Annotated in this window: 10 protein-coding genes; 9 read left to right on the top strand and 1 reads right to left on the bottom strand. The window is 43.5% G+C overall.

Going from position 1 to position 11,693, the window contains the following annotated elements:
• Window positions 1-158: 158 nt before the first annotated feature.
• The 8 genes from R1T16_RS04060 (at window position 159) to R1T16_RS04025 (ending at window position 8,208) form a co-directional block, all read left to right on the top strand.
• Complete coding sequence (locus R1T16_RS04060; protein ID WP_317499797.1) at window positions 159-1,238, top strand: NADH:flavin oxidoreductase/NADH oxidase; 1,080 nt, start codon at window positions 159-161, stop codon at window positions 1,236-1,238.
• 171 nt (window positions 1,239-1,409) lie between these two features.
• On the top strand, window positions 1,410-2,450 hold the full coding sequence (locus R1T16_RS04055) for a Gfo/Idh/MocA family oxidoreductase (RefSeq protein WP_317499796.1): 1,041 nt from the start codon (window positions 1,410-1,412) through the stop codon (window positions 2,448-2,450).
• 10 nt (window positions 2,451-2,460) lie between these two features.
• A complete protein-coding gene (locus R1T16_RS04050; protein WP_317499795.1) occupies window positions 2,461-3,411 on the top strand; it encodes an aldo/keto reductase in 951 nt (316 codons plus the stop codon).
• A 115-nt stretch (window positions 3,412-3,526) separates the two neighbouring features.
• Window positions 3,527-4,501, top strand: coding sequence for a D-glycerate dehydrogenase (locus tag R1T16_RS04045; protein ID WP_317499794.1), 975 nt, complete (start codon window positions 3,527-3,529; stop codon window positions 4,499-4,501).
• A gap of 3 nt (window positions 4,502-4,504) precedes the next feature.
• On the top strand, window positions 4,505-5,002 hold the full coding sequence (locus R1T16_RS04040) for a hypothetical protein (RefSeq protein ID WP_317499793.1): 498 nt from the start codon (window positions 4,505-4,507) through the stop codon (window positions 5,000-5,002).
• 68 nt (window positions 5,003-5,070) lie between these two features.
• Window positions 5,071-6,063: an alpha/beta hydrolase gene (locus R1T16_RS04035; RefSeq protein WP_317499792.1), complete on the top strand. Its 993-nt coding sequence runs from the start codon at window positions 5,071-5,073 to the stop codon at window positions 6,061-6,063.
• Window positions 6,064-6,082: 19 nt separating this feature from the next.
• On the top strand, window positions 6,083-7,306 hold the full coding sequence (locus tag R1T16_RS04030; protein WP_317499791.1) for an MFS transporter: 1,224 nt from the start codon (window positions 6,083-6,085) through the stop codon (window positions 7,304-7,306).
• Between the two features lie 83 nt (window positions 7,307-7,389).
• Window positions 7,390-8,208 (top strand): HAEPLYID family protein, encoded by an 819-nt coding sequence (locus tag R1T16_RS04025; protein ID WP_317499790.1) that lies wholly within the window; start codon window positions 7,390-7,392, stop codon window positions 8,206-8,208.
• A 111-nt stretch (window positions 8,209-8,319) separates the two neighbouring features.
• Here the strand turns inward: R1T16_RS04025 and R1T16_RS04020 are convergent, their stop codons facing one another.
• Entirely contained in the window at window positions 8,320-10,230 is a 1,911-nt protein-coding gene (locus R1T16_RS04020; RefSeq protein WP_317499789.1) for a M1 family aminopeptidase, read from the bottom strand.
• A gap of 145 nt (window positions 10,231-10,375) precedes the next feature.
• Here R1T16_RS04020 and serS point away from each other — a divergent pair, with 145 nt between their 5' ends.
• Window positions 10,376-11,647 carry a serine--tRNA ligase gene (gene serS, locus R1T16_RS04015; protein ID WP_317499788.1) on the top strand — a complete coding sequence of 424 codons (1,272 nt, stop codon included), beginning with the start codon at window positions 10,376-10,378 and terminating at the stop codon, window positions 11,645-11,647.
• The last annotated feature ends 46 nt before the right edge of the window (window positions 11,648-11,693 follow it).

Genomic DNA, 11,693 nt, shown 5'->3' with positions numbered 1-11,693 from the left:
TTTTAGGTGTGGGTTTAAATGTATGTTAATAATTAAAAATAGGCGTGCGGTTTAAATTTTGTAAGGTAAATTTACATAGCAAAGCATTATTGTTTCTCATTAAAGCAATAATGTTTAAATTGCATCAAGATAACTTCTATTCTAAAAGATCTAAACCCATGGCATCACCATTGTTTTCATTACTACAGATAAAAAGCATCATTTTAAAGAACAGGATCGTAGTATCACCCATGTGTCAGTACTCAGCCGAAGACGGTTTTGCAAACGACTGGCATCTTGTGCACCTTGGTTCCAGGGCCGTAGGCGGGGCGGGGCTCATTATTCAGGAAGCTACGGCGGTTTCGCCCGAGGGCAGGATTTCGCCCGAAGATCTTGGGATATGGAATGATGAGCATATCGAAAAATACAAACAGATTACCTCTTTTATAACACAACAAAATGCGTTCCCCGGAATTCAGCTTGCACATGCCGGCCGTAAAGCGAGCACGTCGTCGCCGTGGCAGGGCAACCGTAAGCTTACGCTTGAAGAAGGCGGTTGGCGCACTGTAGCCCCAAGCCCTGAACGCTATCATGATGACGAAGCGTTGCCGCCACTGGAACTGGACGCTGAAGGCATAAAAAAAGTGGTAGGCGATTTTAAGCAGGCAGCCCGCCGTGCGCATGAAGCCTGTTATAAAGTCCTCGAAATACACGCTGCACACGGTTACCTTATCCATCAGTTCCTGTCGCCATTGTGTAACAAACGTACCGATGAATACGGTGGCAGTTTTGAGAACCGTATCCGTTTGCTGCTTGAAGTTCTTGAAGCAGTAAAAACCGAATGGCCAAACGACCTGCCTTTATTTGTACGCATATCCGGAACCGACTGGGCCGAAGGCGGATGGCATGAAGCCGAATCGGTAGAGCTGTCAAAAAAGCTTAAAGAGAGCGGGGTAGATGTAATAGACTGTTCATCGGGTGGTGTGGTATCGCACCAAAAGATTCCTGTAGGGCCTAACTATCAGGTGCCAATCGCCGAGCGTGTAAAACGTGAAGCGCAAATTTGCACCGGAGCGGTAGGACTTATTACCGAAGCAAAACAGGCAGAAGATATTATAAGCAGCGGCCAGGCCGACTTGGTTTTCTTTGCCCGCGAAGCACTTCGTGATCCTTACATAGGCCTTACCTTTGCCCACGACCTGCACAACAGCCAGGTTGTTTGGCCTAAACAATACGAACGCGCTAAGCTTGACGATTAATTTTTAGTTAGCAGTATTCATGGAATGAGACGTTAAAAAGGACTTGCTGTCTGATTGAAGCGAGTTCAAATACTTTAGCCGAATGAGATGATTTGTAGCCTAAGAAGTTAGAGCCATAAATTTTTGATTCTTTTGTTTCAAGACAAAAGAATAATAACAACAATTATACGAATGAAAAAAATTAAAACAGCATTGCTGTCATACGGAATGTCGGGGCGTGTGTTTCACGCCCCATTTTTAGAGCTTCATAATGGCTTTGAGCTTACAGGCTCATGGGAAAGAAGTAAAAAGCTTATTCAAAACGATTACCCTAATGTAAAAAGCTATGCTTCGCTTGAAGAGCTTTTAGCCGATGATGTAGAACTTGTAGTGGTAAATACACCCGTAGAAACACATTATGAATTTGCTAAAAAAGTTTTGCTTGCAGGTAAACACGCTCTGGTAGAAAAGGCCTTTACCACAACAGCTGCCGAAGCAGAAGAGCTTGACGCCATTGCTGAAGAAAAAGGACTAAAGCTTACGGTATACCAAAACCGCCGTTGGGACAGCGATTTCAAAACCGTAAAACAGGTGGTAGATCAAAACCTGTTAGGCGATATCGTGGAAGCCGAATTCCATTTTGACCGTTACAACCCGGCGCTTAGTCCTAAGAATCATAAAGAAACTGCCAATGCCGGTGCAGGGGTAATCAAAGATCTTGGTCCGCATATCATAGATCAGGCACTGCATTTGTTTGGATACCCTGAGGCAGTACACGGGGATGTAAGATATACGCGTGAAAACACACTGGTAGACGACTGGTTTGATATCACATTATATTATTCTGACAAAAGGGTACGCCTTAAAGCGGGCTTCTTTGTTCGCGAAGCTGTTCCTGCTTATGTAGTGCATGGCAAGAAAGGATCTTTTCTTAAGCAGCGTGGCGATATTCAGGAAGATGTACTTAAGACAGGAGAAAAACCAACTCGTGATGCATGGGGTATTGAGCCTGAAGGTAACGAAGGCCTGCTGCATACCGAAATAAGCGGTGAAGAAGTACGCAAAAAAGTCCCAACACTACAGGGTAACTATTACGAACTGTTTGATGGCATGTATAATGCAGTTACACAGGATAAGCCGGAGCCGGTAACTGCCGGAGATGGTATTAAAACCATGAAAATAATAGATGCTGCCATTGCGAGCAGCGAACAAAAAAGAATTATAGAATTATAATATCATGGCAATGGAAAAAAGAAAATTAGGTACTACAAATCTTGAAGTGTACCCTGTCACCTTTGGCGGTAATGTTTTTGGATGGACAATAGATGAAAAAAAATCATTTGAGATACTGGACGGTTTTACCGGGGCGGGTTTCAATTTTATAGATACTGCCGATGTATATTCACGTTGGGCGCCGGGTAATGAAGGCGGCGAGTCAGAGAAGATCATTGGCAACTGGATGAAAAGTAAAGGCAACCGTAAAGACCTTGTCATCGCTACAAAAGTAGGCAGCGATATGGGCAACGGTAAAAAAGGCCTTGCTAAAAAATATATTTTGCAGGCTGTTGAAGATTCACTTAAAAGATTGCAGACAGACTATATTGACCTGTACCAAACGCATTTTGATGACGAATCTACCCCGATAGAAGAAACTCTTGAAGCTTATGCCCAACTGATAAAAGAAGGTAAGGTTCTGCACATAGGTGCCTCTAACCTTACGGCAGACAGGCTTAAAGAATCGCTGGATATTGCTGTAGCAAACAACCTGCCTGCATATGAAACGTTTCAGCCGCATTACAACCTGTACGAACGCGAAATTTTTGAAAACGGGCTGGAACCTGTATGCCTGGGCAATAATCTGGGTGTATTGAATTACTTTTCGCTTGCCAGCGGTTTCCTTACCGGGAAGTACCGTGGCGAAGCTGACTTTAACAAGAGCCCGCGTGGTGGCGACATGGGAAAATACCTTGATGCCCGCGGGCTTAAAATACTTGCTGCATTAGATAATGTGGCTGAAGAACTGAACTCGACCCCGGCTACAGTTGCCTTATCATGGCTTATTAATCGCCCATCGGTTACTGCGCCTATAGTTAGCGCCACCAGCTTAAACCAGTTGGACAGCATTATTAAAGCGCCTGATCTGGAAGTCACGGCTGACCAGCTGCATTTCCTTACTTCAGAGAGCGCGTGGTAGACCTTTGGTCATGCGTTGATTTAGTTATTTGTTCTACAAGTTATTAATACATTATAAATACCCTTCTCGCTGCTTCGGAAAGTTCCGATAGTTATCAGGAAACTCCCAAATAAAAATGAAAATATTCGCAACACGACAACTACCCGAACAAATTCTCAAGGCTATTGAAAGCGAAGGCATAACTGTAAACCAGTGGGCCGAAAAGCGTGAAATGACAAAGGATGAATTTTTAGCCGAAGCAGCCGAAGCTGAAGGTCTTTTTATAATGGGCGGTTTTAAGATTACAGCTGATGTTATTGAGGCATTGCCCGGTCTTAAAGTGATTTCGCTTATGTCTGTTGGGTATGATAATGTTGATATAAAGGCTGCTACAACACATAAGATAGCAGTAGGGCATACGCCCGACGTGCTGAGTAAAGCTACAGCAGATACTGCTTTTCTATTGATGCTTGCCACATCGCGCAAAGCATTTTTTCATCATAAACGCATACATAAGGGCGAGTGGAAGTTTTTTGATCCACTTGCTAACGTGGGGATCGACATCCACAACAAGACGCTGGGCGTTTTTGGTTTAGGAAACATTGGTTTTGAAATGGCAAGGCTTTGCAAAAGTGCATATGGTATGGATATAATTTATCATAACCGAAGCACTAACAAAAAGGCTGAAGACGAGCTTGGTGCGAGGAAAGTTACATTTGATGAATTGCTTTCGCAAAGCGATATCATCTCTGTTCATGCTAACCTTACACCCGAAACAAAAGAGGTGTTTAATGCATCGGCTTTTTCCAAAATGAAACCCAATGCCATTTTTGTAAACGCAGGGCGTGGCGGTATACATAACGAAACCGACCTGAAAGAGGCTCTTGATAACGGAACCATCTGGGGAGCAGGGCTGGATGTCACTAACCCTGAGCCGATGGGCGCAGACAACCGGCTGCTGGATATGCCTAATGTGTCGGTACTGCCGCATATAGGTTCGGCAGTAAAAGAGACAAGAGAAGCCATGCTGGAGCTGGCAACCGAAAATATACTTGCAGGGCTAAAGGGCGAAAAATTGCCTAAATGCGTTAATCATGAAATTTACAATTAAGCTATGGAAATACAGCAGTTTCAATTTGAAGACGACGGAAAAATACCTAATAGTGTTTTTCCGTTAATACTATATAAAAAGGTTTTTCCGTTTCCTGATTATCTTGATCAGGTAATGGAAGATGCCTTTGCCAAAAACAACTGGACCAATGCATGGCGCAACGGGGTGTATGACTATCATCATTACCACAGCATAACCCACGAGGTACTGGGTGTTTATAGGGGTTCGGCAGAATTGCAGCTGGGTGGCGATAAAGGCGAGATCGTGAGTGTTACTATAGGCGATGTTATCCTTATACCGGCGGGTACTGGGCATAAAAAAATATCGTCTACAGATGACTTTGCTGTGCTTGGCGCCTATCCTGATGGTATGGAATATGACCTGCTCAAGGGTGATAGCGGAGAACGCCCAAATGCGGATGACCGCATTGCCAAGGTGCCATTTCCTGATTTTGACCCTGTACTGGGTGATCAGGGAGGAATCTCTGAATTTTGGAAATAGCCGCAATAGCATAGCGATATGATAAAATCGTATAGTTGCGGCACTGCTTTAATTTATAATTTTATTTCATGAAAAAGTTTTTGTTTGTAATCACTTTACTGCTTTCTCTTACTGTTAATGCGCAAAAGAAACCATTGCAGCCCACGGGGCTTATGATGGAGAATATAGAATATCCGTTTGCGGTAAAAAGATTGCCGCTAAAAATACAGGGGCAGGATTTACAAATGGCTTACATGGACCTTGTCCCTAAAAAACCTAACGGTAAAATAGTGATGCTGCTGCACGGAAAGAACTTTCCTGCCATGTATTGGGAAGAAACGGCAAAGGACCTTTCTAAAGATGGTTACCGCGTTATAATGCCCGATCAGATAGGTTTCGGTAAGTCATCAAAGCCCGGAAACATACAGTATACGTTTCAGCTGCTGGCACAAAATACAAAAGCACTGCTGGATACGCTTAAGATAGAAAAAGTAAATGTAGTGGGGCACTCTATGGGCGGTATGCTGGCGACCCGTTTTTCGCTAATGTATCCGCAAACGGTAGAAAAACTTGTGCTGGAAAACCCAATTGGACTTGAAGACTGGAAAACCGTTGTGCCTTATCAAAGCGTAGACGAATGGTATGAAAGCGAACTGAAGCAGGACTATAAAAAAATGAAAGAATACCAACTTAAATTCTACTATGATAACGACTGGGATTCTGATTATGATAAATGGCTGCTGCCTGTTGCCGGTTGGACAGTAAATAAAGAGTATGCAGTTATTGCAAAAAGCGCTGCATTGACGTATGACATGATCTTTACACAACCTGTATGTTACGAATTTAAAAATCTTACCATGCCGGTGCTGCTTATAATAGGGCAGCGTGACCGTACCGCACTTGGCAAGGCAAAAGCACCTAAAGAGGTGCAGGAAACATTAGGCAACTACCCTGAACTTGGTAAACAGACCGCAAGGAAAATAGAAAACTGCAGGCTTGCCGAGATTGAAGGCGCAGGCCATTTGCCGCATATAGAGGTCTATAATAAATTTATAGGTCCGCTTAAGGAATTTTTAAAATAGCAATAGTAATTTTGCGCCCATGCAGGGAGAAGTTAAAATAACACATAAGAAGGGAACAGCCTTAGCCTACAAAAAAGCGTATAAAGATGTAAAGGCATCGTACCTTAACCGTATACGCTGGGCAGTTACGTTATTTTACTTTGCAATGGGGCTCAATTTTGCCACATGGGCAAGCCGTATCCCTGATATTAAAACAGCATTGCATCTTTCTGAAGGTGACCTTGGAACCATACTCTTTTGTATTCCGGTAGGGCAGCTGTGCCTCATGCCTTTTTCGGGCAGGCTGGCTGTAAAATATGGCAGTCATAGAATGGCTGTTCTTGGACTAAGCTTTTATATTCTCGCGCTCATAAGCCTTGGCCTTGCACAGGTACAATGGCAGCTGTCGCTGGCACTTTTTTTCTTTGGCATGTGCAGTAACCTTACTAATATATCCGTCAATACTCAGGGAATTTATACCGAAGGGCTTTTCGGCAGGGCAGTAATGTCTTCGTTTCATGGAGCGTGGAGCACGGCTGGATTTACCGGTGCGCTTATAGGCATAGGGATGAAAAGTTTTAAGATTGATCCCTTTATGCATTTTGTTATTGTTGGTGTAGTGCTATGGAGCGTTATATTTTTAAATTACCGATACCTTATAAAAGCAAAAAGCCAGCCCGGACAAGCTTCTGAAAAGAAAAAACTCTTTGCCAAACCCGATACCGTTTTGCTATGGCTGGGCGCTATGTCGTTTTGCTGTATGCTTAGCGAAGGTATAATGTTTGACTGGAGCGGCGTTTATTTTACCGATGTAATTAAGGCTGAAGGTGCACTTGGCGTATTGGGTTATGCCTCTTTTATGGCAATGATGGCAACCGGCCGCTTTATGGGCGATATCGTAGTACGCAAAATAGGCCGCAAAAAAATGCTTATCATCAGCGGATGCTTTATATCTACAGGATTGTATATAGCTGTGCTATTACCGTATATTGTTCCTGCAACGCTGGCCTTTATGATGGTAGGTCTTGGCGTGAGTACCGTTGTGCCAAGTGTGTACAGCATTGCCGGGCGCAGGCCTAATATGGAACCGAGCATCGCGCTTCAAACCGTATCCAGTGTCAGTTTTCTAGGCTTTATGCTTGGTCCGCCAGTAATTGGGCACGTGGCACATTTAACCAGCTTAAGGATATCGTTTGCCATTATCGGGGTGTTTGGTTTTCTTATTGCTTTCCTCGTTTATAAGGTAAAAGCGATCACAGAATAAAATCCTAAAGTTTCCTTAAAACCCTGTTTTTCCTAATTCTTTCCTATTTGCTCTAATAGTTTTGACAGCAAATGAAATGAATTATGAAGAACATCATCACTACTATCGCATTACTTGCTTTTACTTTTCTGGCAAATGCCCAGCTTACAAAAGATACTGTTGTACCTCCTGCAAAGCCGCTAAAGCTTAGCCATGCTGAACCGCTTTATATTGACCTTATACGCGACCTTGGTGCCCGCAAAGGCGAGAAAGAAATCAATGTAGGTTTCGGCGTTAACGACGACAAACAGTATTTATCATACAGCGGATTTGTAGAATATGAATTTGCCGTGGCCAACAGGCTTGGGCTTGAGGTTGAGGTGCCTTTTGAAATGTACCAGCACAACCACCAGAGCGGGGTAATGCTGCCTGATAACCGTATTGAAGGTGTTAAGTTAGCGACCCAATACACATTTTTGGTTTCAGAAAAATACCAAACCTCTATGGCGGTAGGTTATATACAGGAGTTTGAATTTTCTTCTTTTTCAGATCTCGACCACAACGGTAAGCTGTTTGAAGGTACTTTGTACAATCCTATATTTATTGCGGCAAAACGCTGGACACCTAATATCCACACCCTTGTATACGCAGGGCCTGTCGTTGAACAGTTCTTTGAAACGAATGAGTGGGAAACCTATGCACAGGTAAATGCCAATCTGCATTATGTTTTTCACGGGGGCTACTTTGTGGGTGTGGAGACCAATATGGAGTTTTCTCACGAAAAGCCATCGTTTGTTTTCAGGCCACAGTTTAAAGTGCCGTTCTCTAAAAAAGTAAGCCTTGGAGTATTGGCGGGAATTCCTGCATCAGATCATGCGCATCAGGGATTAAGCGGTATGGCTAGGCTTATATGGGTGCCGTAATGAACTTCTAAATATATTTTTTATAAAGATTGTCATTATGACGCCAGGAAGTAGTCTCAATATAGATTTTTGGAACCCGATATGCGTCGCTCAAAATAACAGAACGTTAAATCAGTTTTTTATAAACTTCAGTTCGTATGTGCCTTTAGTGGTTTGCAGTATTACAAAATAAACACCATTAGCAAACTTAGATACATCCCATGTAGACTGTCCTTGTGTCTCAGCTACTTTTTGGCCTATGGCATTAAAAAATAGCGCCTCTTTTGGTAAAACACCATCGGCGATGGTTGCGGTAAGCGTGCTGCCTGCAGGGTTTGGAGTAAGATACGGATTGAAATAATCGCCAAGTACCGATGTAACAGAACTTCCTGCTACAATGTCGTTTTCAGGATTAAAGAGGATATCTGCTACCACAAAAGGCACATCTACGGTAAATTCCTGGTTATTGGAAATATTGTCTAAAACTACTGTTTGCGACTGCCCTTCGGCTCCCATGAGAAGCAGGGGTACTGGCATCTCAAAATACGAAACTGAAGGATGCGACTGCGTTTGGCCTATGGTTATTTTAGCTTTGCCCTCGTCAATATTTTCTGCTGCTATAGTGTATGAAGGGTAGCCATCGTTATACACCCAGTCATTAAAAAATTCGGAGAGGTCAAGCCCTGACGCGTTTTCAAGATGTGCCTGCAGCTGAGGTGTCTTTGCATAGGCGTAAGCAAGTGCAGGGTCGGCAAGATAATTCTTAACACCCTGAAAGAAGTTGGTGTCTCCCAGCTTAAAGCGCAGCATGTGCAGTACCATAGCGCCTTTGTTATAGGTGAGCCTGCTGCTAAAGATACGGCTAGACGTTATCGTATCGGTATCCGTAAGGTATACATGGCCGTCAGGCAGCGAGATCACATCATTTGTTGTCGTCGCCTTCCATAATTTAAAGGCATCATTACCGTCAAATTTTTCTACTACCATGCCAGATATGTATGTGGCAAAACCTTCGTTAAGCCAAATGTCTTTCCATGAGCCGCAGGTTACTTTATCGCCAAACCACTGATGGGCCAACTCGTGCGCAATAAGCAGCCTGCTGAACCCGCCCATGAAGGAAACGGTGGTGTGCTCCATTCCTCCGCCAAAGCCGCATTGGGCATGGCCGTATTTTTCATTATGAAAAGGGTAGGTTTCAAAACGCTCTTCATAAAAATCCATTATAGGCAGTGTAAGGGCGAGGTTTTGCTCGTTTTGCGGCTGCGTTTCAGGATACAGGTAATTTACAACAGGAAATTCGTTAGGCGCTGTACCTGCCTGCTGTGTAAAGATGCCGTAATTGCTAATGGCGATGGCAACGAGGTAAGCCGGTATTGGGTAATTATGCTTAAAATGAGTTGTTGCCGTGCCGTCTCCATTTTGTGTTTTAGATAGCTCAAGCCCGTTAGAAACGCTTACGTATTGACTGGGTGCCGTCATGTAAACATCTATGCTGTCTATTTTGTCTATGAGGTCCTGTTTGCAGGGCCACCAGTATTTAGCGCCATAAGGTTCAGATAATGTCCATAAAATTGGCGCTCCGGCGTGCTGATTCACTACGAAAGAGCGTTCTGTAGGCGGAGGGGCGCCGGCATAAGTAACAGCTATTGTAGCCGGGGTATTTGCGGCCTGTATTTGGGCAAGAGTTATGGTGAGTTCGTCGTTTTCATTTTGGGTATATGCCAGGTCAACACCGTTTTGTGTAACATGGCTTACCACGAGTTGGGAAGTAAGGTCAAACACGATTTCACTCATTTCTTCCTTAGCGATATAATCGGTAGTTATTGTGCCGCTTATGTAAAGAATATTTGGGTCGGCCGTAAGGTCAAGAGTTTGGTGCACCATGTCATAGTTGCCGGTATGTGCATTGGCAGAAAAGGTCATGAGGCTGTGAGCGGCCTTTCTTTCGGCCTCTGCAATGGTAGCGGTGGTATCAAACTGCTGAGCAAATACAGGGACAGCGCATAGCAGGGAAAGCGGCAGATGGGTAAAAAATCTTTTCATAACAAAAGTTTTATCAAATATAAATAGAAAACGCTTTTGCAGGCGTTATAAAAAACTTTAAAATGATTGGTTTTTAAACGCTTCAGCCCAAACGATAATTAAAACATTTCATTAAATTTGCTCACATTATCATAAAAACATAATCATGTTACAGACAGTATTTATTAGAGAGAACAGGGAAAAAGTAATCCAGGCGCTTGCTAAAAGAAATTTTGACGCAGCATCGCTTGTAGACGAAGTGATTGCGCTTGACGAGAAAAGAAGGCACACACAGGTTGAACTTGATACTGTTTTATCCGAATCCAATAAGCTGTCTAAAGATATTGGCGAACTGATGAAGGCAGGCGAGAAAGCAAAGGCTGCACTTATTAAAGAAAAAACAGTTCAGTATAAAGAGAAAAGCAAAGAGCTTGGCGAGACACTGGCAACAGTAAGCGACGAACTCTTGCACGCACTTTACAAACTGCCAAATACGCCTGCCGATATTGTTCCTGAAGGAAAAACACCCGAAGAAAATGTAGAGGTATTCCGCGAAGGTGATATCCCAACATTGTTTGAAGGTGCTTTACCGCACTGGGAACTGGCAAAAAAATATGACATTATAGATTTTGAATTAGGCGTTAAGATCACCGGAGCGGGTTTTCCTGTTTATAAAGGCAAGGGAGCAAGACTTCAGCGTGCGCTTATCTCTTATTTCTTAGATAAAAATACCGATGCAGGCTACAAAGAATACCAGGTGCCGCACCTTGTAAACGAAGCTTCGGGCTTTGGTACGGGGCAGCTGCCTGATAAAGAAGGCCAGATGTACCACGTGGGTGTAGATGACCTTTACCTTATACCTACAGCTGAGGTTCCTGTAACCAATCTTTTTCGTGATGTTATCATCGAGGAGAAAGACCTTCCTGTATTGTGTACGGGTTATACACCATGTTTCCGTAGGGAAGCAGGTTCGTATGGTGCACATGTAAGGGGGCTTAACCGACTGCATCAGTTTGATAAGGTAGAGATAGTACGTATTGAAAAACCTGAGAACTCTTATGCTGCACTTGATGGAATGGTAGATCATGTTAAGGAACTGCTTAATGAACTTGGACTGCCGTACAGGGTACTGCGTTTATGTGGCGGTGATATGGGCTTTACATCTGCCCTTACGTATGATTTTGAGGTGTTCTCTACAGCGCAGGGCCGTTGGCTGGAGATAAGCTCTGTATCTAACTTTGAAACGTTTCAGGCTAACAGGCTTAAGCTTCGTTTCAGGGATAAAGAAGGCAAGAACCAACTGGCTCATACCCTTAACGGAAGCTCTCTGGCGTTGCCAAGGGTACTTGCCGGAATACTTGAAAACTACCAGACACCGGAAGGTATCGTAGTGCCTGAAGTTTTAAGGCCGTATACAGGGTTTGATATTATAAACTAATACATTTGTTAGTATACAGGCGCGGATAATGCTAAAAAGGTGTTAT

Source organism: Flavobacterium sp. DG1-102-2 (assembly GCF_033042555.1).
Taxonomy (GTDB): Bacteria; Bacteroidota; Bacteroidia; order Flavobacteriales; family Flavobacteriaceae; genus Flavobacterium.
This window is presented reverse-complemented; position numbering and strand designations above follow the sequence as displayed.

Bases quoted from the DNA above. Each gene is read 5' to 3' on its own strand.
- R1T16_RS04045 (WP_317499794.1), top strand. From the start codon at position 3,527: ATGAAAATATTCGCAACACGACAACTACCCGAACAAATTCTCAAGGCT.
- R1T16_RS04055 (WP_317499796.1), top strand. From the start codon at position 1,410: ATGAAAAAAATTAAAACAGCATTGCTGTCATACGGAATGTCGGGGCGT.
- R1T16_RS04050 (WP_317499795.1), top strand. From the start codon at position 2,461: ATGGAAAAAAGAAAATTAGGTACTACAAATCTTGAAGTGTACCCTGTC.
- R1T16_RS04060 (WP_317499797.1), top strand. From the start codon at position 159: ATGGCATCACCATTGTTTTCATTACTACAGATAAAAAGCATCATTTTA.
- serS (WP_317499788.1), top strand. From the start codon at position 10,376: ATGTTACAGACAGTATTTATTAGAGAGAACAGGGAAAAAGTAATCCAG.
- R1T16_RS04020 (WP_317499789.1), bottom strand. From the start codon at position 10,230: ATGAAAAGATTTTTTACCCATCTGCCGCTTTCCCTGCTATGCGCTGTC.
- R1T16_RS04030 (WP_317499791.1), top strand. From the start codon at position 6,083: ATGCAGGGAGAAGTTAAAATAACACATAAGAAGGGAACAGCCTTAGCC.
- R1T16_RS04040 (WP_317499793.1), top strand. From the start codon at position 4,505: ATGGAAATACAGCAGTTTCAATTTGAAGACGACGGAAAAATACCTAAT.
- R1T16_RS04035 (WP_317499792.1), top strand. From the start codon at position 5,071: ATGAAAAAGTTTTTGTTTGTAATCACTTTACTGCTTTCTCTTACTGTT.
- R1T16_RS04025 (WP_317499790.1), top strand. From the start codon at position 7,390: ATGAAGAACATCATCACTACTATCGCATTACTTGCTTTTACTTTTCTG.